The organism is Aestuariibaculum sp. YM273 (assembly GCF_030908365.1).
Taxonomy (GTDB): domain Bacteria; phylum Bacteroidota; class Bacteroidia; order Flavobacteriales; family Flavobacteriaceae; genus Aestuariibaculum; species Aestuariibaculum marinum.
The window spans coordinates 3,543,666-3,569,580 of sequence record NZ_CP133090.1; the positions used below are offsets into that span (position 1 = coordinate 3,543,666).

The window sequence follows — 25,915 nt, forward strand, 5'->3', positions numbered from 1 at the left end:
TTACAAATCAAATGTAACTATTTAAACACACCCACACAATTAAAACTTACACATTACTAATAGTATGGTGTGGACTTCGAAAAGGGCGTTGTGCCATCAATCCGCTGTCTTTAACTCGACCAACAACCGAATGTATTTTTGTAGTTTCTAAAGCTTCATGAAGCGTCATAGGCGGCAAAATACTAGGTAAACGTTTTGCCAACATGGTTTTTCCCGCTCCAGGCGGACCAATTAAAATAATATTATGCCCTCCCGCAGCAGCTATTTCCATACAGCGTTTAATACCTTCCTGCCCTTTAACATCACTAAAATCAAACTCAGGGAATTCTAAGTTTTTATAAAACTCATCTCTTGTATTAATAACAGTTTGCTCAAGCGACTCACCTTTATCAAAATAATCAATCACTTGCTTGATATTCTCTACACCGTAAACCTCAAGATTATCAACTATAGCCGCTTCTTTTGCATTTTGAATAGGAAGAATAAATCCTTTAAAACCTTCTTCTCGCGCTTTAACAGCGATAGGAAGTGCACCTTTTATAGGTTGTAAACTTCCATCCAATGAAAGCTCCCCCATAATTAAATATTTATCTAAATCTTCTGCATTAATTTGTTTGGATGCTGCCAGAATACCAATCGCCAAGGTTAAATCGTAGGCACTGCCTTCTTTTCGCAAATCGGCAGGCGCCATATTGATTGTGATTTTCTTACCCGGGATTTTATAACCGTTATTCTGCAGCGCAGCCGCAATCCGGTAATTACTCTCTTTAATCGCATTATCTGGTAAACCCACCAAATGGTAACCAATACCTGAATCAATATTAACCTCAACAGTGATTGTCGTGGCTTCAACACCAAACACGGCACTTCCAAATACTTTTTTCAGCATATATGACAATTTTCTCCTATAAATGTAAGAAAAGTATTTTAAATAATTCTAAAACAAGAATTAGCAAAAAAATCCCGCATAATAGCGGGATTCCGTTAGGGTCAATAAAAATTATTCTCTCAATTTATATAGACACTATTTTTATTAGTTTAAAAATTTAGGTTTAAGTACTAGCATGGCCCATGCCCAGTTTTGACCATCGGCAGCAGCATCTTCAGAAACACCTTTTAGCTCATACATGCCATCGGCAGCAAACATTTGCGAATACCCCATAACCAAAGCATAACCTTTAAATTGCTTTTTAAACACTAAATCTATTTCTGTTCCTAATGCTTTATCTCCACTTGGTAAATCTTGTTCTCCGCTAAAATTTAAAGCTTTCACTAGTAAACTTGAGGTTTCACTCAGCTTAAAGTTTGCGCTTACATGCACATCGAATAATCCCACTGAATTTGCATGATTCCCCACGTAGAAGTAATCCATGAATCCGTTAAATTTATGATTGGTTCCGTATAAGGGAAAGAACGCTCCAGTTTCCCCGGCATCACCATCATTACCACTTATAATTTCAAGACCTGCACCTAAACCTACTTTTGAAGATGCTTTAAAACTCAAATCAAGACTTACTAAATACGCACCTTTTACATCAACTTCTCCTTGTCTTTGTCCGGTTTGAAGAAATGCATTTGCAGCGACTCCAAAACCTCCTGCTTTGTAATCTAAATGTGTTCCAAAGGTTTGAAGATTACTTGTTCCGTCTGGCGCATCGGTATCGTCGAATTCCTGAAACCCATTATTCATAAATAATAAACTACCTGATAATTTTTCCCAAGATTGGCTTAAATGTGCCATTTGCATGGTTTTATAAGAGAAAAAACCTGTTGTATTATATCCTGTTCCTACATTTACAAATCCTGTTGGGTGCGAATAATCCTGATTAAAAGCAAATGCTACATCCAATGCAAATTTTTCCTTTTTATATTTTAACAATGCAGCATCATGATTACGTCCTTGTTGCGCCCAGTCTAATCCACCTAAAATTCGCTGATCATCATAAGATAATACCTGACGCCCTAGTTTAGTCGTCCAACCTGAACCTAAATTAAGTTCTGCCCAAGCTTGAAATACCGCGAAAGAGTTATTTTGATCGTAAGGTAAAATCTGTCTGTTTTCCCCCCAAACCATAACATCTTGTAAGCTTAAATAAAATTTATAAGACTCAGTTGCGAAACCTGCATTTAGTCGAGCTCTTGCCGATATACCAAAACCTGCATCGGCATCATCAGCAATAAGACTCCCAAATCCATGACGGTATTCAGCTCTTGGTCGGAATTCTCCATCTAAAGTAAATTGCGCATGCACAAATTGTAAGCACCCTAATAATAGCCCTAGAATTACATATTGTTTTTTCATGTGTTCGTTTTTAAGTTAAAAATTGGTTAGTTTGTTTTTATTTGGTTTGTTTTTTTGTTTTTAATGCTCTAAGAAATCAATAAGATGTTTTCTGTATTTATAATAATCGTCGTGCTCTAAAACTGCTTTTCGGGTTCGTGGACGCTCAAAATCGATATTTAAAATATCTCCGATCTTAGCTTTAGGACCACTAGTCATCATTACCACGCGATCTGCTAAAAAGATTGCTTCATCAACATCATGCGTAATCATCACCGCTGTAATTTTTTCTTTATTCCAGATTTCAATTAAAATATCCTGAAGTTCGCCTCGTGTTAAAGAATCTAACATCCCGAAAGGCTCATCTAACAACAACACTTTTGGTTTTATCGCAAAAGCTCTAGCAATACCTACACGTTGCTGCATCCCCTGAGATAGATCGGATGCTTTTTTATGGAAGGCATCTTCCAGGCCAACTTTTTGTAAATAGTATTTAGCAATATCGGTACGTTGTGCTTTGGTAGCATGCGGAAATACCTGATTCACACCCAACATCACATTTTGAAGTGAAGTCATCCAAGGCATTAAACTTGGCGCTTGAAAAATTACTCCTCTGTCAGGCCCTGGACCTTTTATGTGATTTCCTAAAACAGATATGTTTCCTCCTGAGATTTCGTTCAACCCTGCAATCATAGACAACATGGTTGTTTTACCACAACCTGAATGCCCTATAATGGTTACGAACTCCTCCTTCATAATCTGAAGATTTAAATCTTCAAGAACCACATAATCACCTTTAGGCGTTGGGTATACTTTTTTCAGATGTTTCAAATCCAACATCACATCTTCATGAAAAGCTATACCGTTTTCAGTTACTATATCTGTATGTCCTGTATTTGTAATCATAGTTTTTCGTGTTAAAAGTGTCCGACAAAGCTTTTTGGGGTTAAATCCGGTAATTCATAAACTTCCTGTTCTACCGATTTACGCTCATTTCCTATATCCATTAAGTATTCGATAATCGCATTTCTCGTTTCTTTAAAATTCGCATTATCGTTAAGTTCTGTCTTATCTCTTGGGCGATCGATGTCAATTTTAAATTCAGGGCCTAAAGTCGCTTTTGGCCCCGGACGTAAAGGAATAATGCGGTCTGCCATATAAATCCCTTCATCTACATCGTTAGTTATCAATAAAGCAGTTCGCTTCTCCTTTCCCCAGATATTTAAAATTTCATCCTGAAGATTCCCTCGCGTTAACGCATCTAAAGCCCCTAGTGGTTCGTCCATAATAATCATCTCTGGTTTCATCGCTAATGCTCTGGCTACAGCTACACGCTGTCGCATCCCTCCCGACAACTCTTTAGGTCTTTTATTAATGGCCGGCGTTAAATTCACCATCGCTACGTATTCTGAAACGATCTCATGAAGTTCTTTTTTACTTTTTTTCGGAAAAGCTTCTTTTACAGCCATGTATATATTTTGACCAACAGTCAACCATGGTAATAGTGAGTAATTCTGAAAAATCACACCACGCTCATGACTGGTTCCTAAAACGGGTAAGCCTTTAAAAAGCACCTCACCTCGTGTGGGTTGCAATAAACCATTAATCAGGTTCACCAATGTTGTTTTACCACTTCCGGTAAACCCAACGATCGCCACAAACTCACCTTCTTCGATTGATAAATTGATATTTGAAAGCACCTCGGTTGCATGATCGCCTTGTCCGTAGGTTTTGTATACGTTATTTAATTCTAAGTATGCCATTTTCTTTAAGTTTTAAATATTAATATGCTACTTATTAAATTCCGCTGGTTTTATTGAATGATACTGTATTTTGAATGGTTAACATGATACGATCTAATAAGAAACCGATACCACCTATAACAAACATGGCAACAATAATTTTTGAATTCGAATCGATAGCACCATTCTGGAATTCTTCCCATACAAACGATCCTAATCCTGGACTTTGCGCTAATAATTCGATAGCGATAAGCACCATCCAAGCCACAGACAATGTAATTCTCAACCCTGTAAATATTAATGGTAAAGATGAAGGTAAAATCACTTTAAATATTTTTTGAACTGGTCCTAACTTTAAAACTTTAGCCACGTTGATATAATCTTTATCTACCGACGCTACCCCCATAGCTGTATTTACTAAAGTTGCCCACATAGAACACAAGCCCACACTAATAAAGGAGATGATAAAGGCACTATCAGAATTAGAATCTTTAGTCATCGTTTTTACAATCATGAACACTAATAACAACCATACTACTGGAGATACTGGCTTAAAAATTTGAATCAACCAGTTCACTGAACTTCTTAGCGTTTTGCTCAACCCTATGATAACTCCAATTGGCACAGCAATGACTAAGGCCAATAAAAAGCCTGCAAATACCGTTTTTAAACTGGTTAAAATCTGATCTACGAATGATGGTCTTCCCGTATAGGTAATAGGATCTTTTCCTTCTGCAATACGCTTTGCATTTATAACAGCTGTTTTCTCTGCAAACGCAGCTTTATCTGCACTAATAATTTGATGATCTCTTAAAAGAGATTTATAAGATTCCCAAACTTGCGCAGGAGACGGCAATGTATTTGGCTGACAACTCACATCTCCTGAAGCAATGCAAGCTTTCATGGCATCTGCTGCCTCCTGACCTTGTTCAGTTAAAGCTTTCTCAATCTTATAATCTGCTTCTATATTGTACAAAGATTTAGCGCCCATGTGCCATAAGCCGATAAATAAGAATATGGAAGCGATTGGCACGACTACTTTTCTCAAGAAGTTTCTAAAGCCTTCTTTATCTAAATCTCCGGTAAATAAGGATTTTAAAGTGATTAAAAATCCAAGCCCCATAAATTTGGTCACTCTATCTAATGTTATGCTCTGTTTCATCTGTTTATTTTTATTTATTTAAAGTGGTCTTATGGAATTCGCCAGAATCGTTTTGGTTAATAACTTCTCTATTCTGACCAACCTTATGATTACTAAATTCAATATTGAATATCTTATTTGTCTTTGTTTCCTATTTTGAAACTGTTAATGTACCCTATTGGATCTTTTGCATCGTACGATGTTCCGTCAATAAAGTCTGTAGTTGCCGGCTTATAACCATCGGTTTGAGGAATATCTGAAGCTGGAATATATCCTTCTTCAACTAAAAGCGTAGCTGCTTTTTTCCAGATATCAGGTCTGTAGATATCTTTAATTGTTTCAGCATACCAATCAGCTGGCTTAGCTTCAGGAATTTGTCCCCAACGACGCATTTGAGTTAAGAACCAGATACCATCTGAATAAAAAGGATAGGTTGCATTATACTTGTAGAATACATTAAAATCTGGCATTTCACGTTTATCTCCTTTTTCAAACTCAAACGTTCCAGTCATTGAATTTGCTAATACCACTTCATCAGCTCCTACGTATTGAGGCATAGATAATATTTTTACTGCTTCTGCTCTGTTTCCTGGTTCGTCTAACCATTTTCCTGCACGAATTAATGCTTTTGTTACCGCGATTGCTGTATTTGGGTTTTCTTCAACAAACTTTTTAGTCATTACAAATACTTTCTCAGGATTGTTTTTCCAGATATCGTAGTTTGTAACTACTGGTACTCCAATGCCTTTAAATACCGCTTGCTGATTCCATGGCTCACCTACACAATAACCGTAAATTGTTCCTGCTTCTAAGGTTGCAGGCATTTGTGGCGGAGGTGTTACAGATAATAATACTTCTGCATCAATTTGTCCTTGTACATTTTCTGCTGTATACATTCCCGGGTGAATTCCCGCTGCTGCTAACCAATATCTAATTTCGTAGTTGTGTGTAGATACCGGAAATACCATTCCCATTTTAAAGGCTTTCCCACTATTTTTATAGTCCGCAATTACAGGTTTTAAGGCATCTGCCTTAATAGGATGAACTGGTTTACCATCTTCTCCCATTGGTACATTAGCTTTCATTTTAGACCACACATCGTTAGATACTGTAATACCGTTACCATTTAAGTCCATTGAAAAAGCCGTTACTAATTCTGCTTGTCTACCAAAACCAGCTCCTGCTGCAATTGGCTGCCCAGCCAACATATGCGATCCGTCTAACTGACCATCTATTACTCTATCTAATACATTTTTCCAGTTTGACTGTGCTTCTACAGACACAAATAAACCTTCATCTTCAAAGAAGCCTTTTTCTTTAGCAATGGCTAAAGGTGCCATATCTGTTAATTTTATAAAACCAAAGGTTAACTGAGGTTTCTCTATATCTAAAGTTTTTGTTTTAGATACATTCGCTGCGATGTCTTCTGTAACCGCTTTCTTTTTAGAATCTTTTCCACCACAAGAAAATAGCAGTAACGAAACTGATAATGCCCATGCTGATTTTTTTAATACTGATTTCATATTGAAGGATTTTTAGTTTAACTAAGTATTAGTACTTATTTACTTAGCAAATATATACGTAGTTACTCAACCCTTCAATGGCATATCACATGTAATATTATCTTTTTAAACATAACAAAACCTGCTAAAAACCATAAAATCAACACAAATACCTTATTTTCAAATAAATATAAAGAAAACATAATACGTAATTACAAATACATACCATACGTAAAAAAAATAAAAATCCGCTTAATTTTACTTAGAAAATCAGCGGATTTAATACAAAAGTGTTGATTAAAGAAAAATTAAGACCTAAAACACTTATTAAAACATCACTTTTATTTGTTGATTTTATTTATTTTTAAATTGCTCCAACCATTCCAACTCCGATAAACCTATATATTTTTTATCATCACCATATGGATCTACCCCTCCTTGAAAATACTTCTCAATAGTTAGCATAGGTATAGTATCTTTTAATCTGGTAGCCACTTCATATTTATGATTACCATGAAAATCATGACATTGTATACAGGTTGTCCATTCTTCTTTTGCTATAAGCATGGCATGACTAACATCTAAAGGATCGTTCTCAACTTCAAGATCCTGATGGCAATTCATACAATAATCTGCTGTTGCAACTGAAACCCTTTCTTCGTGATGCTCCGAATGACACGTAATACAGGTTGTTGCATCAATAACCTTTATAGCGTCACTAAATCGAGGTTCTGAAAAACGATATGATGGATGCCTGTCATTAGGTCGGTCATGACATTGTAAACAATTATCAACAGTTACATCCTTTGTTCCGAAATCGACGCCTGTTTTTCTAAAACCAAAACTATGTGAAATATTGGACTGCACCTGCTGCCAAAGATTTCCTTTAGCATCGGCGTGACAAACCACGCAAGACATATCGTTATGCCCGGTATTCATAGGACCTATAGATACATACTCTTCTGAAGCATCAAGAGTTAACACAAAGAAAATAAATCCACCCAGCACAAGTCCGAACACACCGCCTATTATTTGTCTTTTTCTTAATGGATTTACTTTAAACATATTTTAAATATTAAAATTCAATAACAACCGACTCACTTTCCGGATAACTCACACAGGTTAATATTTTACCTTGATCAACTTCACTCTGCTCCAGAATATGCCCTGCAACCATTTTAACATCTCCAGAAACACAAGTCGCTTTACAGGTAGAACACATACCAGATCTACAAGAATATGGTATGGCAATATTCTCAGACATTGCCTGCTGAAGAATAGATTTATCACCTCTTACCTTTATACCATATGATTGATCTTTTATTTTAATAGTAACATTACTTAGCAAATCTTTACCCGTAACTTTCACCTTTGGCAACTTAAACACCTCTACCTTAATTTTCTCCCTGGTAATTCCATTCAAATTCAGAAGCTCTTTTACCTTCTCCATATAACCAAACGGCCCGCATACCATATAAACATGATTATCAAACTCAAGTTTGTGCTTTGAAAAAACACTGGTTAAAATAGCATCGGAAAGAAAACCTTGGTGATAATTTTCCGCCCTTAAATTTAAATCAGAAACAATATGTTCTACCTTAAATTGATCTGGATATATATTAGATAATTGCTTTATATCTTCCGCAAAGATTATAGACGATAGCGTTTGATTCGCGTAAAAAAGCAACACTTTTGAATCTACCTCTTTAACAAGAATCGACTGAATAATAGAGAAAATCGGAGTTATCCCGCTTCCTCCGGCAAAAAACACATAGGTTTTTGCCTCACCCTTTTTAGGCTCAACAAAAAAAGACCCCATAGCCTTATCAACCTCCAGCTTGTCTCCTACCTTTAAATTATCATGAACAAAATTGGATACAAGTCCTTTATCAACCCTTTTAATGGTTATTTTTAGGTCTCTATCTATATATGGACTACTACTAAAAGAATAAGCACGTTTATATATTTGACCATTTATAGGTACGTGTATTGTTAAAAATTGTCCGGGTTTATATTTTAACTTACTAAATATGTTACCATTTTTAAAACAGACACTCATCGCATCGTCAGTCTCCTTTATGATATCCTTTATTAATAATTTCATGTTTTATTATTTATAGTAAAAAACAACTCCTATGTGAAATACCATAAGTACAGTAATGATTACTGAAAACAACACATGGAAAATCATCCAACCTTTAAACAGCCAATCACCATTGTTTTTAATAACATCTAAATTAAGATATCCCAACAAGGCATTTGCAAAAAACAAATAGGTTAACAAAGCTAAATACCCATACCCCACCGCAATACTATGGATGTAGAAAAACAGTGGACTTAACGCCCCAATCCATTTATGAATTTGAGTCATTTTAACTGAAAATTTCCTAAACCGCTTGATAACTCTGGTTAGAGTTAACACCCACTGAAAAGTGATGAACAACCCTAAAATTAACCCCGTCCAACGTTTATACATTTCTCCCGTCTGCAGCTCCAGTAACCATTTCCATTCCAGTTTAAAAACAAACTGAATAAAGAAAAGCACGAGCAACACAAGTCCGAGAAGAGTAGGTTTTTGTTTCAGATTCATTACAAATAGGATATCTACAAGAAGTATTTATAATTTACAAATAAGCCTGCTGCTTTTTATTTCATTGCTAACAGCTTATTCATGGTTTCATATGAAGCCAACTTTCTCACACTATCAAGAAAGACTTCAGCTGTTGGCAAATAATTACCATCTGCCGGCCATTTATCACCAATCTCAGGCTTTTCACTTGCTTTGAACGCTGCGATTTCATCGAGATACTCCATATAAATATCAATCGTACCTTTTGAATAAGAATTTAATACCGCTACAGTTTCTTTATAAGACAATGAATCTTTTGGGTACTGCCAAGTTGTTGCCCCCATAACATCTCCAAGCTTCCAATCACTTTTTGTGGTTTGAGGATGTGCATTATGACAGCTTACACAAGCTCCGGCACTTGCCAAATCGGCAAACATAGCGGTATGCAGCTTTTGCTCTTCATCATAAAAATATTGAGGCTTTTGGTCTTTTTTAATTTCTTCAAATAGTGCAGCTTGCTTACCTTCAAATTTATTAGCCTTGTTAACTGGGTGATCTGAACCTAAATACAACCCTAAAGGTACAGGGCTTTTTCTAATACTAGTTGCTACCCCTCTCAAAAATAAAGCCGGTAATGGCCCTGCTTCCACATCATCCTTTCTCCAGTCTTCATCGAACTTCATACCCTGCAACTTCCCTTTACCTACAATTGCTTTTGTATATAAAGTTCTGGTCACATCATTTTCTTTCGCAACCATTTCCAGTACCTCATCTACAGAAAACACATTTTCTTCTCCACCGTCAACGGCAGACTCTTCAGCCACACCTCCACAAGCCACTAAACTCAATACAATTACCTGAATTGCTAAAACTCTTAAAATACTATACAATAATTTTGTTTTCATAATTCCCTTTAAATTAAATTAATAAGAAGCCTCAATCATGACCGTAGACATGGTTCCATATACCGAAGCCCAGGCCTCTTTTACTTCAGACGTAAAGTCATCTCCTAAACCAGTTGCAAGCGTGTCTAATAAAGCCGCTCCAACTGTACTGTAATGCTCAGGCGTTACATTGTAACCAACATGTCGTTTTCCTAAATCTTGTAACACAGGAATTAACGCCTCCAGATTACTTAATCCAACAACCGCAGCTCCTAACATTGTCATTAATTTATTGCCTTGAACTTTCATAGCTTCATCTCCACTTGGAAATAATGGTTTTAAAGCCGGATCTAACTCGAACAACTTAGAATAAAATATTTCAGCGGCAGTTGCCGCTATTGGCTTTACCTTTTCAAAAGACTCCTGAACTAAAGTGATTGTTTTCTGCTCCATAATTTTCATTATTATTTGGTTAGTTTATCTTAATTAAAAATGAATACGTACTAATACTTAAATTAAATTCAAATATATACGTAGCTTCTTTACTATTCAATGACATATAACACAACCACAACAGTTTTTCATCAGAATAAAATCTGCTAAAAACCATAATTATCTCAAAACACCTATAAACCTTATAGCATAAGAACAAAAAAGCCATACGTAAAATACGTATGGCAATAACTAATAAAGTTGGTAAAGCACTTAAAACAAACTCTTCTAACTATCTAAAAAGAAATTATGCTCACTTATTTCCCTTTTCAATAGACCTATATCGTTAATTCCTATTTTTTTTCCTCTGGCGCTAATTAATTTTTCCTTTTTCAAAGCAGAAAATACCCTAATCACCTGTTCCTCTGTAGTCCCAGCATAATCAGCATATTCTTTCCTACTTAAGCAAACATCTAGAAACCCTTTATTTACCCCGAATTTTCTATTTATATACAATAAGGTATCTATAACACGTTCACGAACCGTCATTTGCGAAATAGACTTTACTTTGGATTCACTCTTATTCAACTCATTAGCATAAAACAGCATTAAATCGTAAGCAAACTTTGGATTACTCATTAAAACCTCCTGAAGCATATGCTTAGAAAAATAACATAATACTGTATCCTCTAAAGCTATAGCACCTATTGAATAATACTCTTCAGTACCAAATCCACGATGCCCAATAATTTCACCTTCTCTTGCAAAACGTACAATTTGTTCTCTACCATTTATCCCTGTTCTAAAAACCTTAACCTTTCCTTTTAAAACAAAAAACAACCCATTAACCGGAGCGCCTTCTATTATAAACTGTTGTCCTTTTTTACAACGTAGATTATTCTTTTTTACAGCTAAATCAACACTTTCCAATGCCGACATATTGCTCTTAATTAAGCAATTGTAATTATCACAGATATGACACGACGTATTATATGACATACTCTTACGGGTTGTGGTTGAAACTTTATGTCTTAGAATGGTGGTTTCCAACTAAAAACTATTAATTAATCTTATTTTATTACTTCTCCAGAAAACAAATATAAGTATTAATACTTAATTGTAAACAAAAATTAAGTATTTTTTATTTTGTCTTCAAAAATTCGTTATATTTGTTTATACATAACGACTTCTTATGATAGCAATTAACGAAGCACTAGATTTGGTAAAAACCAAATGCTCACCACTACTTAAAGAAACGACCAAACCTTTGGAAAAAGCAGGTGGTTACAAATTAAGCACTAATATTTATGCTCCTATTAACATGCCTCCTTTTAGACAATCAGCGATGGATGGCTACGCCTTAAACTGGCACGATAAGCTCACTTACACGGTAATAGGAGAAATAAAGGCTGGGGACAATCATCAGCCCATCTTAAAAAAGGGAGAAGCCGTAAGAATTTTTACCGGCGCTCCGGTTCCCGATACTGCTAACACAGTTGTTATGCAGGAAAAGGTATCAAGTATAGACAATACTATTAAACTCGATGATTCTGTTGAAATCTACACAAATATTAGAACTATTGGTGAGCAAGTTAAAAAAAGTCAACTAGCGTTAGCTAAAGACACCAAACTCACCCCAGCAGCTATAGGTTATTTAAGTTCTTTAGGCATCAAAGAGGTTAAAGTTTATCAAAAGCCTACAATCGCCATTCTTACAACAGGAAACGAATTAATCGAACCGGGATTACATCTAGAATATGGACAGATCTATGAAAGCAACTCGAAAATGCTTTTGAGCACTCTGTATAGTTTAAAATTCTACGACGTAAATATTTACAAAGTAAAAGACGATTATAACGAAACACTTAACACGCTGGACAAAGTCATTAAAGAACATGATTTGGTTATTATTTCCGGAGGAATTTCAGTTGGAGATTACGATTTTGTTGGCCAGGCCTTAAATGCTTTACAGGTAGAAGAGCACTTTTACAAAGTGAAACAAAAACCAGGGAAACCTCTTTTCTTCGGAACTAAAAACGACACTTATGTGTTTGCCTTACCGGGTAATCCAGCGGCTTCACTAACCTGTTTCTACATCTATGTGTTTACAGCCCTTCAACGATTGATGGGTAACGAGTTCTATAAATTACCTAGAATTCAGGCGAAATCTAAATCATTATTCAAAAAGCATGGCGATCGTCCTCAGTTTTTAAAAGCTACCTACAACGGGAATTCGGTTACCATATTAGAAGGTCAAAGCTCATCTATGCTACAAACCTATGCTATTTGCAATGCCTTAGTATTTATACCAGAAGAACTTTCTAAAATAAAAGTTGGAGATTTCGTTGAAGTCATCTTACTTCCTGTTTAAAAGTCGATTAATATGAGTTACAAGATAAAAAGTCGTATTTGGATTGAGCATGAAAATGGCGTTTTATTAGGCGAAGGTCGCGTACAGTTACTCAAGGCTATTGATGATACCGGTTCGCTTTCAAAAGCAGCCAAATCTTTAAATATCTCGTATAAAAAAGCATGGGACTTAATCGATTCGGTAAACAAATCTGCAAAGCAACCAGTCACCATAAACAGTATTGGCGGTAAAGGTGGTGGCGGTGCCGAACTAACCGAATATGGTAAATCACTAATTAATGTGTTTGACGATATTAATAAAAACTGTTGGGACTTTTTAGATCTTCAGTTAGAAAAAATTAAATCCCTTTAATCTGCACTTCCTTCATATGCTATTGGACAACCAACACATATACGCTTTTTTATTTCTACTACTTGTAGTTTCATTTTTATACGCTAGTGTAGGACATGGTGGAGCCAGTGGCTACCTGGCTTTAATGGCATTATTTTCCTTTGCGCCAGAAACCATGAAACCCACCGCCCTTCTATTAAATTTGTTTGTAGCAGGCATATCCTTCTACTACTATTATCGTGGTGGTTTTTTTAATAAAAAACTATTTATCTCGTTTGCTATTACTTCTATTCCATTGGCTTTTTTAGGCGGAACAATTGAAATTGACGCGTCCATATACAAAAGGATTTTAGCCGTGTTATTAGTATTCGCGATTTTAAAAATGTTGAATATATTCGGAAAAGAAAATGACACTACAAAAGAAGTCAAACTTTGGCAAGGATTGTTAGTTGGTGGTATTATTGGATTCTTCTCAGGGCTTATAGGTATTGGTGGCGGTATTATTTTAACACCGATAATTTTGCTCTTACACTGGGGAAAAATGAAAGAAGCCGCAGCGGTTTCAGCCCTTTTTATCTGGGTAAATTCAGCATCCGGGCTTATCGGTCAACTTAGCAGCGGCGTTACTTTAGAAAAAGGATCTTTTATTTTGGTTGCCATTGCGCTTATCGGGGGCATATTAGGTGGTTACTTTGGAAGTAAAAAAATTAACAACACTGCCCTTCGTTATATTTTAGCATTTGTATTGGTTATTGCGTGTTTTAAACTGTTCTTTACCTAATATGATAACAAAAAATAACATAACAGGTATTGTTCTTTCCGGTGGAAAAAGTAGTCGTATGGGTACCGACAAAGGTTTTCTCTCCCTAAACGGCAAGTTTTTTGTGCAACATGTTATTCAAGCCTTAAGACCTTTGGTTTCTGAAATCATTATCGTTTCAAATAATTCCGATTACGATATTTTTAATGAGCGTAGAATTCAAGATATCATCACAGATGCTGGTCCTGTTGCTGGCATTGCCTCTGGATTAAAAGCCTCAAAAACAGATTATAATTTAGTTTTAAGTTGTGATATCCCATTAATAACAATTGAAGTTTTACAATTACTTATCGATAACGCAACAAATGAATTTGATATTATCCAAGTTGAAAGCCAAGGAAAAACGATGCCTTTAGTGGCGCTTTACAAATCAACATGTAAAGAAAAATTCATTAAACTTTTAAATGAAGATGAACGCCGTTTACGATTTGCTGTAAACCAATGCAAGGTAAAAACCGTAACATTACCTTTAGAATGGTCCAAAAGCGTTATGAATGTAAACACTCCTGAAGAATTAAAACAATTAAAAATGACAATCCATATTAAGTATTTCGGACAAATTGCTGAAGTGACTCAAATTGAAGAAGAAACGATTGAGCACGACAAAGCAACCGTTTCCGAATTTATAAAATCACTCACATTAAAATACCCAGCTTTAAAACAAGAAGACTTTAAAGTAGCTCAAAACAAAGCATTGGTTTCTAACGAAACCATTTTAACCGGTGAAGAAATAGCCATACTACCCCCATTTGCTGGTGGATAAAAAATTATGAATAGATACAGTAGACATATTATACTTTCTGAAATTGGCCAAAGTGGTCAAGACAAAATTTCGAATGCAAAAGTTCTCGTTATCGGTGCAGGCGGCTTAGGTTGCCCTATTCTGCAATATCTTGCGGCTGCAGGCATTGGCACAATTGGTATTGTAGATTTCGATGTGGTCGATATTACCAACCTGCAACGTCAAATCCTTTTTGGTACCGCCACAGTTGGTCAAAACAAAGCGCTAGCAGCAAAACAACGTCTGGAAGATTTAAACGATAGCATTTCCATTATTGCTTACCAAGAGAAGCTAACTCATAAAAACGCTTTAGAGCTCTTTAAGCAATACGACATTATTGTGGACGGCACCGATAATTTTGAAACGCGTTATTTAATCAACGATGCCTGTGTGATTACCAATAAACCTTTGGTTTTCGGGGCTATTTATAAGTTTGAAGGCCAGGTTTCGGTTTTTAATTATCAAGACGGACCAACATACCGTTGCCTGTTTCCCGAAGCTCCTGAAAAAAACTCGGTTCCAAATTGCTCAGAGATTGGCGTTTTAGGAGTTCTGCCAGGAATTATTGGTACGATGCAAGCCAACGAGGTTTTAAAAATTGTTTTAGGAATTGGAAATACACTTTCCGAAAAACTACTTTGCTTCAATGCACTTAATAGCCAAACAACCGTTTTAAATATTTCTAAAAACGATAATGAAATAGATAAGGTTTTGAAAAACAAAGACCATTTTACATCAAAATCTACCGAAGTGTTTTGTAAAATACCCCCTAAAGTCGTTTCAATTGAAGATATTTTACATCTAAATAATATTCAGCTCATCGATGTTCGAGAAACCCATGAAACGCCAAAAGTTGAAGGCATAACAGTCACATCTATTCCTTTAAGCGAATTGAACCAGCACCTCAATCAAATTCAACCTGATAAAGACAAATATATTTTTTGCCAGTCAGGTATGCGAAGTAAAAAAGCGGTTTCCATATTACAGGATTTAAACATAGAAAACTGCTTCAGCCTTAAAGAAGGGGCTCCAGACATTATTGAGTACTTAATACATCAAAATCAAGAATAATGACAGATAAAAAAATAAAAAATGTGTTTCAGCAAGGTGCAATTTCATCAGAATTTATTGGGAATTCTATTGCTAAACATCAAACAAAAACCAGCATTGGCGCTCATAATATATTTTTAGGACAAGTCCGTGCCGATGTTATTGATGACAAAACAGTTTCCGCAATTGAATACACAGCATATGAAGATATGGCCAACGAAAAATTCCATGAAATTCGCGAAGCTGCATTTGAAAAATTCGATTTAACCTGCATGCATATTTATCACAGTTTAGGTACGGTAAAAGCCGGTGAAATCTGTCTGTTTGTTTTTGTTTCTTCACCAAGACGAAAAGTCGTTTTTAAAGCTTTAGAATATATTGTTGAAGAAATAAAAGCACATGTTCCCGTTTTTGGAAAGGAAATTTTTGAAGACGAGACACATCAGTGGAAGAAAAATAGTTAATTACAAAAAAGCACAAACCAACTATGGTTGATATTACACATAAAAATACCACGCTACGCATTGCTACGGCTCAAGCCATTGTTAAAGTAAGTAAACCTGAAACTATTGAAGCAATAAAAAATGACACAGTCCCGAAAGGTAATGTTTTAGCTATGAGCAAAGCCGCCGGGTTACTTGGCGTAAAGCGTACACCTGATATTTTACCTGATTGCCACCCTTTACCTATTGAGTATACGGGTGTAGAATACGAAATGAACGGATTAGAAATCACCATCCTTTTTACTATAAAAACTATTTACAAAACCGGTGTAGAAGTCGAAGCCATGCACGGCGCTAGTGTTATTGCGTTGAATATGTACGATATGCTTAAACCTATCGATAAAGGCATTGAAATTCACGCCATCAAATTACTCAACAAAAAAGGCGGCAAATCTGATTTTAAAAACCGATTTAGAACCGATATTAAAGCCGCTGTTATTGTGTGCTCCGATACCATTTCGGCAGGCGAAAAAGAAGATAAAGCAGGAAAAGCTATTATTGAAAAGTTAGAATTCAGCAACGTAAAAGTTGAAGATTATATTATTATTCCAGATGAACTGGAAATCATTCAAAATAAAGCTAAAGCCTATCAGGAAGCCGGAATTGATTTAGTGATTTACACGGGTGGTACAGGACTTTCAAATCGTGATGTCACCCCCGAAGCCTTAATTCCTATTTTAGACCGTCGTATTCCTGGAATTGAAGAAGCGATTAGAAATTACGGCCAGGACAGAACACCTTATGCTATGCTTTCCAGAAGTGTTGCAGGAACTATAAAAAACACATTAATATTAGCCTTACCAGGCTCCACAAACGGCGCTAAAGAATCGATGGATGCGGTGTTCCCTTCCATTTTACACATTTTTGGAGTATTAAGAGGTGCCAGACACGATTAAACCTACACATATTTAACCTGAGGGTAAACTAAAATTAACTTCAGGTTAAATACCTTTGGTTTGTTTAAAGGTAATTTTATGGATTAAATTTTTCCTAATGAATTACCTAATTAGCATTATAGTTTTTCAGGCTATATTTTCATTTATCCTTTTGGCATCACAAAGAAATAAAGATACGTTCGAAAAACTTATTTCGCTTTACATGTTCTTTATTTCTTTACACCTTTCTACTAAGTTAACCTTTTTAGTATTTCTTGAAAACAATCCCATTTATTACAATGTGCCAACCAGTTTTAGTTTTGCCTACGGCCCTATACTCTATCTGGCGACAACATCATTAAAGGAAAAAATAACACTAAAATCTATATTATTACATTTTAGTCCGTTTGTCATTTCAACAATTAGTTTCATTGTTATTTTAATTCAAATTAGCTTCTACGACAACCACGGATTTTTAGATATTTATGAGGTCTTTGTGCTTTCTGAAATTGCTTCTTTAGCTATTTATCCAGTTTTAAGTCTAAAAAAACTCACAAGCTATAATGAGACTATAGACAAAGAACGTGTTAAGTTTTTAAAGGTGTTGTCTTACATTTTTGTAGCACTGGTTTCCTTGTTTTTCATCATTATGGTTTTATCGCAATTCGGATTTTACATCAACGCCAGATTAACCTATGTATTTTTCCTTGCAACGACGGTAAGTGTAATTCTTTTCAAAATTAAAACTTATCAAAACCCTGAATATGTATTAGCCACAGCAAAAACCAACGAAATAGAAGAGCAAAAATACTCGACTTCAAACCTTAGTGACACCGACTTAAATAATTACAAGACTAAAATTGAATCTTATTTTAAATCTAACAAACCTTATTTAGATCCTGAACTTACACTTCTGCAATTATCTAAACGATTAGACATTCCAAAACATCACGTTACTCAGGTATTAAATACAGGCTTCAATAAGAATTTCTACCAGTTTATTAATGAATATCGCGTGAATGCGGTGGTTCAAAAACTATCAAATTCCAAACGAAATGAAAACATTATAGATATTGCTTTTAGTTGTGGGTTTAATTCTAAATCTACCTTCAACACCTACTTCAAAAAAGTAACCGGACAAACACCAAAATCGTTCAAACAAACCCTTTTTTTAGCGAGTTAACTTTTTGTTAATGAAGAACATCAAATTTCTTAACAAGACACAAACCACTCAAAACCAACAAAATAAAACACAAACTAGTTCGGATTATTTAAGACGTACGTTTAAAACGTCCTTCTCAAGTACAGCAAACCTTTTTCATTGGTATCGATATAATATTTGCATCAAAAATTAATCAAAACCAATTTTCAAATGAAAACAAAACACACACTTTTAAACTATTTCGGACTATTATTAGTCTTTTGTTTAAGTGGAAGTGCTATGGCACAAAATGCAGAAATTATAGGTTCTGTAAAAGATGAACTGGGAGCACTTCCTGGTGCAAACATTATTGTTAAAGGAACTACTAATGGTACCAACACAGATTTCGACGGGCATTTTAACATTACCAATGTAAACCCAGGAGAATTAACACTTGTTGTATCATATATAGGATATAAAACTCAGGAAGTTGAAGTCGTTGCCAGAACAAACGAACCTGTAAATATTGGAGACATTGCATTAAGCAGTGGAAATGAATTAGACCAGATTGTTATTCAGGGTAACAACTTACCAAATCAACAAAAAGCTTTAAACATCAAGAAAAACTCTATTGCTATTATGGAGGTTTTAGCTTCTGATGCTATTGGTAAATTACCAGACAGGAATGCCGCTGAAGCCGTACAACGTGTTTCTGGAGTTTCTATTGAACGTGATCACGGTGAAGGCCGTTACGTTATTGTACGTGGTACACCAATCGCTTGGAACTCGACGTTAATGAATGGTGACCGTATGCCTTCAACCGAAGGAACATCAGATAATACCGGAGGAACACGTTCGGCGCCTTTAGATATTTTCCCTTCAGAAATGATTAAATATGTACAACTTTCTAAAGCGATTACCCCTGACATGGAAGGTGATGCGATTGGAGGTTCGGTTAACTTCATTACCAAAACAGCCCCTTCTAAAAAAACCTTAAACGTAAACTTAGGTTACGGCTACAACAACCAGGCTCAAAAACCAATCCAGAGTGGATCTTTAGTTTATGGAGACCGTGTTGCTAATGGAAAAATAGGATTCTTGGTATCTGGAACCTACTGGAACAGAAACTGGGGTACAGACAACTACGAGTTGGTTTACAATCAGGATAACCAAGCCATTAACAACCTACAGTTACGCGATTATTTAGGAGCGAGAACAACCACAGGATTAAACACAGGGTTAGAATTTAAACCAAACGACAATAACACGTTATACTTAAGAAGTCTTTACACCAACTTTAAAGATGAAGAATCTGCTGTAGAGCACATTTTTAACTTTGAAGACAGCGATATGGATGTACGTGTGAGACATGGTATTGTTGATATTAACATGCACGGTATCGAGTTTGGTGGTGACCACAAGTTCAATAATGGAAAGTTTAATTTAGACTGGAAATTATCGACGTACTCTGCTGAAATGGGTAACAAAAAAGTAAAAGGTTCTGATGCGAATACAGATGCCTACCTGATGGCTACATTTTCAGCACCTGTTACTTACAACAACTTAACAAGCGACGGATACAAATTCTTAGATATCGATTCGCCTGCAGGATATATCGGTGATCACTACGATAATATTCAACCATATTTAGATGCTCCTGTTACAGCAGATCAGTTATTCCTAAACAACAAAATGGCCTATCCCGCCTTCAGTTTAGAAGATGATTACACTGCTAAATTAGATTTAACATACAACGCTAACGATAAATTAAAACTTAAAGTTGGTGGTAAGTTTAAAAGAATGAACTTAGAGCGTGGTACGCCATACACGTACAGCTTATACTTAGGAAACAACTATGGTGCTCCAATTGCTATGAGTGATTTCGAAACCAGAACATTCCCTTACAGAGGTGGTTATTTATCTGAAATAGGAAGTCCATACGATAACGTATTAGTTGAAAACACCATGCGTTTAGATCAAATCGACAACTTGTTCAACGATGAAATGGATGCTAATCCGTTATTCTACAACATCAAATTTGATGAAAACAACCCATCATCTGCAGGGTCTTTCTACTCAGGTTACGAGCAGGTCATGGCTGGTTACGCTATGGCAGACTACGACTTAACCAACAAGTTAAAAGTTATTGGTGGTGTACGTTACGAACACACGAATTTAGAGTACAAAGGACATTCTGTAGTAACCGATGCTGATGACAATACAACTATTGAAAAAGTAAAGAACAACAACGATTTTGGTTCACTTTTACCAATGGTTCATTTAAAATATCAGGCTCAGGATAATTTAAACGTTAAGTTTGCTTACACAAGAACTATGGCGCGTGCAAACTTCTCTGAACTTAATCCAACCGAGACGATTAGCTTATTAACAACACCAAACACCATTAGTCGTGGTAATATTAAATTAGAGCCTACATACTCAAACAACTTCGATTTAATTGGAGAATACTTCTTCGATAACGTCGGGATTTTAAGTGGGGGTGCCTTCTATAAAGCCTTAGAAAATGTAATCTATAAGGGTAGAAGCTTCCAAACTATTAATGGTAATTTATTTCAGGTTACACAGCCTCAAAACTCTGAAACAGGATGGTTAGCAGGTTTCGAATTAGGCTTATCTAAACGTTTAACCTTTTTACCGGGTATCTTAGGCGGATTAGGCGTTGAAGCAAACTATACGTTCGCCGATTCTGAAATGGAAGTACCAATGTACAACACTAACGAATCTACTGGTGAAGTTGAAGTAACAACAACGACTGAAAAAATCCCAAGTCAGTCGAAACACATCTTTAACGCATCATTATTTTACGAAAAAGGACCTTTATCATTCCGTCTAGCTGGAAACTACAAAGATGCCTCTTTAGCTATGGTTCAAGGAAACCCGGAAAACTACCGTTGGTACGGTAAAAACCTAACTGTTGATTTTACAGCATCGGCAAACCTAACTAAAAACATGAAAGTTTACGTAGAGCTTAACAACTTAACAAACGAACCATTAAGATACTACCAAGGCGTTTCAGAAAGACCTGAACAAACCGAGTACTACTCTATAAGAGGTCTATTCGGAATTAACTACCAGATATTTTAACCTAAATCATTATGACAAAAAAACATATAAAAGGGCTGTTAAGTGTGGTATGCCTTACCGGAGTTGTAGCTTGTGCAGAGTACAACAAACCCGAAAGACCATCGTACACCCTTAAGGAAGTAATATACGTCGATAAATTACCCGAAAAGAATTATCAACTAACATTAAAAAGCGAAGGAAACTGGGAAGTATATTCTGGAAACAGTTTTGAAACCATCAACTGGAACGCTCCTCAAAAGCTTTCAAACGATAAGAGAACTGTAACTTTTAAAAACAACACACCAAACCAGCGTTTGGCTTTTGTTGCGGTTAACGGTAAAGATACACTACACTTGGCTGAACGTGAAATCAATTTAGAAAACAGCGTGAATTTCAGAGATTTAGGAGGTATTCCAACCCAAGATGGCAAGCACACCAAATGGGGACTTATTTACCGCTCTGGTGAATTATCAGACCTTACCCAAGAGGATTTAGCCTATATGAGCACTATCGATATTAAATCGATATTAGACTTTAGAACCAACGAAGAAATCGAAGAAAAACCAGATATGTATCCTAACGGTGTACAATGGTTTCATGTTCCTGTTGGAAATATGGGGAATGGTAACATGAAAGAAATGTTTAAAAAACTTAGAGAAGCCGACCCTGAAACCTTTAATGGCGACAAACTAATGGAAAATATCTCTGAAGACTTATTGAAAAGTAAAGACGCCTTTAAAACAATGTTCCGCGATTTATTAAACAACGACAAAACACCGTTATTATTTCACTGTACTGCAGGTAAAGACCGTACAGGACACGCCTCAGCATTAATTTTAACCGCTTTGGGTGTTGATGAGGAAACCATTTATAATGAGTATACCTTATCAAACTACTTTAGATACGACAGTAGTGAAGAAACCATAAAAAAAGCTGCAAAATTCTACGGTATCGATCAACGTATTTTAAGACCAATAATGGGGGTAAAACGTTCGTATTTACAAACAGGTATGGATATCTTAAAAGCCGAATATGGCTCAGTACAAAACTACCTTGAAACCGAAATAGGCTTAGATTCTACAGCTATTTCTAAGTTGAGAAATAAGTTCTTAGAGTAGACTTGAGCTAGTCATTTTCATTTTGTTAAAAAGCCACAATTTTTATTGTGGCTTTTTTTATTTTACAGAAGAAAACAACCAAATTCAATTAAATTTCATATTTCCTTATAATCCTCTGCTGCAGTTGTAAAATCTATTATATATTTGAAATTCATTGAATATTGAAAGGCTTATTTGTAACTTTATTAAAAAGCCTTATTGCTGGAGATTTAAAATGAGTACAACCCCTAATAACATATTACAAGATAAGTTTGGCAGAGACCATGCCTATTTGCGCATTTCGTTAATAGAGCGCTGTAATCTACGATGCTCATATTGCATGCCCGAAGAAGGTGTGCCATTGTCTTCTAAAAGCCACTTAATGACCTACGAAGAAATCTATGATATTGCCAAAACCTTTGTAAAACATGGCGTATCAAAAATTAGATTAACCGGAGGGGAACCGCTCGTTAGAAAAGATTTCAATGTGGTTTTAGAAAAACTGGCGTCGTTGCCCGTAGAACTTTCGATCACATCAAACGCTGTTATTATTGATAAATTTATCGATGTACTCAAAGTCAATGGCGTAAAAAGTTTAAACATCAGTTTAGATTCCTTGAATCGTGATAAATTCAAAGAAATTACACGTCGTGATAATTTTGACCAAGTCTACAACAACATTTTACTTTTAATAAAAGAAGGTTTTAACGTAAAAGTTAATGTGGTTTTAATGAAAGGTTTTAACGATAATGAAATCATCGACTTTATTCATTTTACAAAAGACTTACCAATTTCAGTTCGGTTTATTGAATTTATGCCATTTGATGGTAATAAATGGGATATGAGTAAAATGGTATCTTACAGCGATATTATGAATCATGTTTACGAATCGTTTCCTAAAACTTCTGTTGAACGCTTACAAGATGCTCCCAACGACACCTCTAAAAACTACAAAATAAAAGACTTTACTGGTAGTTTCGCCATTATTAGTTCGGTTACTAACCCTTTTTGTGATTCTTGTAACCGACTGCGTTTAACAGCCAACGGACAATTAAAAAATTGTTTGTTTTCGGCTACAGAATCTGATATTTTAGGAACACTACGTGCAGGAAAACCAATAGAACCTATTATTGAAAAGGCCGTAAAAGCTAAATTTAAAGTACGTGGTGGTATGAATACTTTAGAGAAACTGCAAGAGCCAGAGCGCCATAATCAAAACCGTAGCATGATAACTATAGGCGGATAATTCATTTAAACAAATCAAGGAAGCCCAAAAAGACTTCCTCGAAGACAGGGTTAAAATTTGGTTTTTAACCAAATATTGAGAGAGTAACCCTTAAATACACTAACTTGTTTCCAAGATGAATTTCTTCACCTTTTTTTCGTATAAATATGCCTTCTCTTTTGCTATATTTTGAAACATATCCATACAAACATCAACCACTTTATTAATCGAAATCAACTCCTTTGTTTCCCTACTTAATTCTTCTGTTGTTGTGTACTCAATAATATCCCCGAAGTTCGAAATTTGGTTTAGTTTAGTTAGTTGAGAGACTTCTTGCGCTTCGGGGATATTAATATTTTGAGGTACAAAAGTTATGTGTTTAGCGTTATATTTTTCTTTTAACAATTGCTCATGAGAAACTTTGGTTACAACAATACCATCAGCCAATTGCATTAATTTATTTAATCGTCTGACAAAAAATTTTGTAACAGACTTAAATTGATCTTCATCATAAACCTCATGCCAAACAGCAATATTCGATATATTCTTAAGTCTACACAAAAACGGTAATGCCATTCCTAAGCCATTGGCTACTTTATTATCTCCAAACATCGATTTTTTAAAATCGAACAGCACAGCATCTGGTTTAGTTTCCTTTATAGCTCTATTTATTGTAAAAACATTCAACAAGCCATTCATCACCCAACAAGGCTTCACTTGTATTTTACAACCCGATTCTTTAAAAAACAAACCCTTCTTTTCCAATGCATCATTGGTTAACAAAACAATTTCAGAAATCGACTCGTTTTGTCTAAAATGTTTAATTAAACGATAAGCATAATCACCCAGTCTGTCCAGGCTAATCGGGTAATTTGTAATTATGGCTAATCTCATTAAACATTGGGTTTTATCTATAACAAATGTGTTATTTTACTAGGTAATACCGATCAAAATTTAGGCAGAATTCAGATTACTGTAGACGAATGGTAATTTCCTTTAGTTGAAACATAAATTTGATAAGTGTGATATTGACAATACACCTTCAGCTAAAAGCCTTTAATACTGTTTTAGATAAAATAGAAAAGGCAAAAACTTTCGTTTTTGCCTTTATAAATAGAAGTTTTGCTATTAATCATTCAAACATAAATGTCCCTCTATTTTTACCTGCGCATGGACTACTCACCCATACTATAACACATTATTAGGTAAATAACTCAACTTAAAAAAATATGAAAAGTTAAAACACTTAAAAATAACCCGCCACTGTTATTTACCTGTAGCAAAGATATTTACAAGAAACAGAGTTGTCTTTTGTTTTTCGCTGAATGAAAATTTTGTTTAGACGAATGACAGAAATCTTAAGTTAAACCCTTAAAGAAGATTTAAACGATTCATTAATTCAGGCCGGTTTGAACGACTAACAGGAACCACATCTTTTTTAATAAGCACGCTATTATCCTCAATATCAACAATTTCACCAATATTAATAATATACGAACGGTGTACTTTTAAAAACAAATCGGCTGGTAATTTTTCTTCAATCTTCTTTAACGTAGAATGGACGGTGTAGTTTTTAGTTTGCGTTTTTATGTTAATGTAATCGCCTTTCGCCTCAATGAGATAAATACTCGGAATATCTATTTTAATCAAGCGCCTGTCTATATTAACATACAAATCGTTATCGGAAGTAGTCTGTTCTTTGGGCTCTGAATCGGTAACCGCTTCTTGCTTTAATTCTGTCTTTTTAGCTTTTAAAACAGCTTTTTCAAAACGGGCTGGTAACACCGGTTTTACCAAATAATCTATAATACAATCGTATTCAAAAGCATCGATAGCAAATTTAGAATCGGATGTTGTTAAAATTATTTTCGGCGGATTTTTCAACGATTGAATAAAATCGAAGCCAGTAAATTCGGGCATATGAATATCAAGAAATATTAAATCGACCTCATTCTGATTTAAATATTTCATAGCCTGAATTGCATTCGGAAATTCTTCTAAAACAGTTAAGTCGCCTGTTAAAGAACACATTTGTTTAATAATTGCTCTTGCAGTTTCCTCATCGTCAATAATTATACAATTCATAG

Annotated in this window: 24 protein-coding genes and 1 pseudogene; 11 read left to right on the top strand and 14 right to left on the bottom strand. The window is 35.3% G+C overall.

What is annotated here, in order from left to right:
* Positions 1 to 49: 49 nt before the first annotated feature.
* The 12 genes and pseudogenes from RBH94_RS15175 to RBH94_RS15230 form a co-directional block, all read right to left on the bottom strand.
* Positions 50 to 889 (bottom strand): annotated as a pseudogene (locus RBH94_RS15175) (YifB family Mg chelatase-like AAA ATPase); the annotation flags it as partial.
* A gap of 144 nt (positions 890 to 1,033) precedes the next feature.
* Positions 1,034 to 2,302 (bottom strand): alginate export family protein, encoded by a 1,269-nt coding sequence (locus RBH94_RS15180; protein ID WP_307881659.1) that lies wholly within the window; start codon positions 2,300 to 2,302, stop codon positions 1,034 to 1,036.
* 60 nt (positions 2,303 to 2,362) lie between these two features.
* A complete protein-coding gene (locus RBH94_RS15185) occupies positions 2,363 to 3,187 on the bottom strand; it encodes an ABC transporter ATP-binding protein (protein WP_307881660.1) in 825 nt (274 codons plus the stop codon).
* Between the two features lie 11 nt (positions 3,188 to 3,198).
* The gene (locus tag RBH94_RS15190; protein ID WP_307881661.1) at positions 3,199 to 4,044 is read right to left on the bottom strand and encodes an ABC transporter ATP-binding protein; all 846 of its coding nucleotides are present in this window, start codon (positions 4,042 to 4,044) and stop codon (positions 3,199 to 3,201) included.
* A 34-nt stretch (positions 4,045 to 4,078) separates the two neighbouring features.
* Positions 4,079 to 5,185: an ABC transporter permease gene (locus RBH94_RS15195; protein ID WP_307881662.1), complete on the bottom strand. Its 1,107-nt coding sequence runs from the start codon at positions 5,183 to 5,185 to the stop codon at positions 4,079 to 4,081.
* A 113-nt stretch (positions 5,186 to 5,298) separates the two neighbouring features.
* A complete protein-coding gene (locus RBH94_RS15200) occupies positions 5,299 to 6,687 on the bottom strand; it encodes a CmpA/NrtA family ABC transporter substrate-binding protein (protein ID WP_307881663.1) in 1,389 nt (462 codons plus the stop codon).
* A 333-nt stretch (positions 6,688 to 7,020) separates the two neighbouring features.
* Positions 7,021 to 7,731 (bottom strand): cytochrome c3 family protein, encoded by a 711-nt coding sequence (locus RBH94_RS15205; RefSeq protein WP_307881664.1) that lies wholly within the window; start codon positions 7,729 to 7,731, stop codon positions 7,021 to 7,023.
* 10 nt (positions 7,732 to 7,741) lie between these two features.
* Entirely contained in the window at positions 7,742 to 8,770 is a 1,029-nt protein-coding gene (locus RBH94_RS15210) for a ferredoxin--NADP reductase (RefSeq protein WP_307881665.1), read from the bottom strand.
* Between the two features lie 6 nt (positions 8,771 to 8,776).
* A complete protein-coding gene (locus tag RBH94_RS15215; RefSeq protein WP_307881666.1) occupies positions 8,777 to 9,256 on the bottom strand; it encodes a hypothetical protein in 480 nt (159 codons plus the stop codon).
* 56 nt (positions 9,257 to 9,312) lie between these two features.
* Positions 9,313 to 10,140, bottom strand: a complete 828-nt coding sequence (locus tag RBH94_RS15220; protein WP_307881667.1) for a DUF3365 domain-containing protein — start codon at positions 10,138 to 10,140, stop codon at positions 9,313 to 9,315.
* A gap of 18 nt (positions 10,141 to 10,158) precedes the next feature.
* A complete protein-coding gene (locus tag RBH94_RS15225) occupies positions 10,159 to 10,572 on the bottom strand; it encodes a globin family protein (protein ID WP_307881668.1) in 414 nt (137 codons plus the stop codon).
* Between the two features lie 267 nt (positions 10,573 to 10,839).
* Complete coding sequence (locus RBH94_RS15230) at positions 10,840 to 11,490, bottom strand: Crp/Fnr family transcriptional regulator (RefSeq protein WP_307881669.1); 651 nt, start codon at positions 11,488 to 11,490, stop codon at positions 10,840 to 10,842.
* 253 nt (positions 11,491 to 11,743) lie between these two features.
* Between RBH94_RS15230 and glp the strand changes: the two genes are divergently transcribed.
* From glp to moaA, 11 genes are all read left to right on the top strand, one after another.
* A complete protein-coding gene (gene glp / locus RBH94_RS15235) occupies positions 11,744 to 12,922 on the top strand; it encodes a gephyrin-like molybdotransferase Glp (protein WP_307881670.1) in 1,179 nt (392 codons plus the stop codon).
* A 12-nt stretch (positions 12,923 to 12,934) separates the two neighbouring features.
* Positions 12,935 to 13,273: a winged helix-turn-helix domain-containing protein gene (locus RBH94_RS15240; protein WP_307881671.1), complete on the top strand. Its 339-nt coding sequence runs from the start codon at positions 12,935 to 12,937 to the stop codon at positions 13,271 to 13,273.
* Positions 13,274 to 13,289: 16 nt separating this feature from the next.
* Positions 13,290 to 14,033, top strand: coding sequence for a sulfite exporter TauE/SafE family protein (locus RBH94_RS15245; RefSeq protein WP_307881672.1), 744 nt, complete (start codon positions 13,290 to 13,292; stop codon positions 14,031 to 14,033).
* A 1-nt stretch (position 14,034) separates the two neighbouring features.
* Positions 14,035 to 14,835, top strand: coding sequence for an NTP transferase domain-containing protein (locus RBH94_RS15250; protein WP_307881673.1), 801 nt, complete (start codon positions 14,035 to 14,037; stop codon positions 14,833 to 14,835).
* Positions 14,836 to 14,841: 6 nt separating this feature from the next.
* The gene (gene moeB, locus RBH94_RS15255; protein WP_307881674.1) at positions 14,842 to 15,924 is read left to right on the top strand and encodes a HesA/MoeB/ThiF family protein; all 1,083 of its coding nucleotides are present in this window, start codon (positions 14,842 to 14,844) and stop codon (positions 15,922 to 15,924) included.
* Positions 15,924 to 16,367, top strand: a complete 444-nt coding sequence (locus RBH94_RS15260) for a molybdenum cofactor biosynthesis protein MoaE (protein ID WP_307881675.1) — start codon at positions 15,924 to 15,926, stop codon at positions 16,365 to 16,367. The genes moeB and RBH94_RS15260 overlap by 1 nt, the downstream gene beginning before the upstream one ends.
* A gap of 23 nt (positions 16,368 to 16,390) precedes the next feature.
* Positions 16,391 to 17,302, top strand: a complete 912-nt coding sequence (gene moaCB / locus RBH94_RS15265) for a bifunctional molybdenum cofactor biosynthesis protein MoaC/MoaB (protein WP_307881676.1) — start codon at positions 16,391 to 16,393, stop codon at positions 17,300 to 17,302.
* A 97-nt stretch (positions 17,303 to 17,399) separates the two neighbouring features.
* Positions 17,400 to 18,464, top strand: coding sequence for an AraC family transcriptional regulator (locus RBH94_RS15270; RefSeq protein WP_307881677.1), 1,065 nt, complete (start codon positions 17,400 to 17,402; stop codon positions 18,462 to 18,464).
* 189 nt (positions 18,465 to 18,653) lie between these two features.
* The gene (locus tag RBH94_RS15275) at positions 18,654 to 21,527 is read left to right on the top strand and encodes a TonB-dependent receptor (protein ID WP_307881678.1); all 2,874 of its coding nucleotides are present in this window, start codon (positions 18,654 to 18,656) and stop codon (positions 21,525 to 21,527) included.
* Between the two features lie 11 nt (positions 21,528 to 21,538).
* On the top strand, positions 21,539 to 22,624 hold the full coding sequence (locus RBH94_RS15280) for a tyrosine-protein phosphatase (RefSeq protein WP_307881679.1): 1,086 nt from the start codon (positions 21,539 to 21,541) through the stop codon (positions 22,622 to 22,624).
* 214 nt (positions 22,625 to 22,838) lie between these two features.
* Positions 22,839 to 23,849 (top strand): GTP 3',8-cyclase MoaA, encoded by a 1,011-nt coding sequence (gene moaA / locus RBH94_RS15285; RefSeq protein WP_307881680.1) that lies wholly within the window; start codon positions 22,839 to 22,841, stop codon positions 23,847 to 23,849.
* Positions 23,850 to 23,948: 99 nt separating this feature from the next.
* Here the strand turns inward: moaA and RBH94_RS15290 are convergent, their stop codons facing one another.
* Both RBH94_RS15290 and RBH94_RS15295 read right to left on the bottom strand, forming a co-directional pair.
* Positions 23,949 to 24,722: a hypothetical protein gene (locus RBH94_RS15290; RefSeq protein WP_307881681.1), complete on the bottom strand. Its 774-nt coding sequence runs from the start codon at positions 24,720 to 24,722 to the stop codon at positions 23,949 to 23,951.
* A gap of 477 nt (positions 24,723 to 25,199) precedes the next feature.
* Complete coding sequence (locus RBH94_RS15295; RefSeq protein WP_307881682.1) at positions 25,200 to 25,913, bottom strand: LytTR family DNA-binding domain-containing protein; 714 nt, start codon at positions 25,911 to 25,913, stop codon at positions 25,200 to 25,202.
* Between the last annotated feature and the right edge of the window lie 2 nt (positions 25,914 to 25,915).

What these genes read in the sequence shown, in the direction of transcription:
- RBH94_RS15220 (WP_307881667.1), bottom strand. Translation starts at nt 10,140, where the DNA reads ATGAAAACAAAATTATTGTATAGTATTTTAAGAGTTTTAGCAATTCAG.
- RBH94_RS15240 (WP_307881671.1), top strand. Translation starts at nt 12,935, where the DNA reads ATGAGTTACAAGATAAAAAGTCGTATTTGGATTGAGCATGAAAATGGC.
- RBH94_RS15280 (WP_307881679.1), top strand. Translation starts at nt 21,539, where the DNA reads ATGACAAAAAAACATATAAAAGGGCTGTTAAGTGTGGTATGCCTTACC.
- RBH94_RS15270 (WP_307881677.1), top strand. Translation starts at nt 17,400, where the DNA reads ATGAATTACCTAATTAGCATTATAGTTTTTCAGGCTATATTTTCATTT.
- RBH94_RS15245 (WP_307881672.1), top strand. Translation starts at nt 13,290, where the DNA reads ATGCTATTGGACAACCAACACATATACGCTTTTTTATTTCTACTACTT.
- RBH94_RS15195 (WP_307881662.1), bottom strand. Translation starts at nt 5,185, where the DNA reads ATGAAACAGAGCATAACATTAGATAGAGTGACCAAATTTATGGGGCTT.
- RBH94_RS15210 (WP_307881665.1), bottom strand. Translation starts at nt 8,770, where the DNA reads ATGAAATTATTAATAAAGGATATCATAAAGGAGACTGACGATGCGATG.
- RBH94_RS15250 (WP_307881673.1), top strand. Translation starts at nt 14,035, where the DNA reads ATGATAACAAAAAATAACATAACAGGTATTGTTCTTTCCGGTGGAAAA.
- RBH94_RS15295 (WP_307881682.1), bottom strand. Translation starts at nt 25,913, where the DNA reads ATGAATTGTATAATTATTGACGATGAGGAAACTGCAAGAGCAATTATT.
- RBH94_RS15205 (WP_307881664.1), bottom strand. Translation starts at nt 7,731, where the DNA reads ATGTTTAAAGTAAATCCATTAAGAAAAAGACAAATAATAGGCGGTGTG.
- glp (WP_307881670.1), top strand. Translation starts at nt 11,744, where the DNA reads ATGATAGCAATTAACGAAGCACTAGATTTGGTAAAAACCAAATGCTCA.
- RBH94_RS15275 (WP_307881678.1), top strand. Translation starts at nt 18,654, where the DNA reads ATGAAAACAAAACACACACTTTTAAACTATTTCGGACTATTATTAGTC.
- moeB (WP_307881674.1), top strand. Translation starts at nt 14,842, where the DNA reads ATGAATAGATACAGTAGACATATTATACTTTCTGAAATTGGCCAAAGT.
- RBH94_RS15215 (WP_307881666.1), bottom strand. Translation starts at nt 9,256, where the DNA reads ATGAATCTGAAACAAAAACCTACTCTTCTCGGACTTGTGTTGCTCGTG.
- RBH94_RS15200 (WP_307881663.1), bottom strand. Translation starts at nt 6,687, where the DNA reads ATGAAATCAGTATTAAAAAAATCAGCATGGGCATTATCAGTTTCGTTA.
- moaCB (WP_307881676.1), top strand. Translation starts at nt 16,391, where the DNA reads ATGGTTGATATTACACATAAAAATACCACGCTACGCATTGCTACGGCT.
- RBH94_RS15225 (WP_307881668.1), bottom strand. Translation starts at nt 10,572, where the DNA reads ATGGAGCAGAAAACAATCACTTTAGTTCAGGAGTCTTTTGAAAAGGTA.
- RBH94_RS15260 (WP_307881675.1), top strand. Translation starts at nt 15,924, where the DNA reads ATGACAGATAAAAAAATAAAAAATGTGTTTCAGCAAGGTGCAATTTCA.
- RBH94_RS15185 (WP_307881660.1), bottom strand. Translation starts at nt 3,187, where the DNA reads ATGATTACAAATACAGGACATACAGATATAGTAACTGAAAACGGTATA.
- RBH94_RS15180 (WP_307881659.1), bottom strand. Translation starts at nt 2,302, where the DNA reads ATGAAAAAACAATATGTAATTCTAGGGCTATTATTAGGGTGCTTACAA.
- moaA (WP_307881680.1), top strand. Translation starts at nt 22,839, where the DNA reads ATGAGTACAACCCCTAATAACATATTACAAGATAAGTTTGGCAGAGAC.
- RBH94_RS15290 (WP_307881681.1), bottom strand. Translation starts at nt 24,722, where the DNA reads ATGAGATTAGCCATAATTACAAATTACCCGATTAGCCTGGACAGACTG.
- RBH94_RS15190 (WP_307881661.1), bottom strand. Translation starts at nt 4,044, where the DNA reads ATGGCATACTTAGAATTAAATAACGTATACAAAACCTACGGACAAGGC.
- RBH94_RS15230 (WP_307881669.1), bottom strand. Translation starts at nt 11,490, where the DNA reads ATGTCGGCATTGGAAAGTGTTGATTTAGCTGTAAAAAAGAATAATCTA.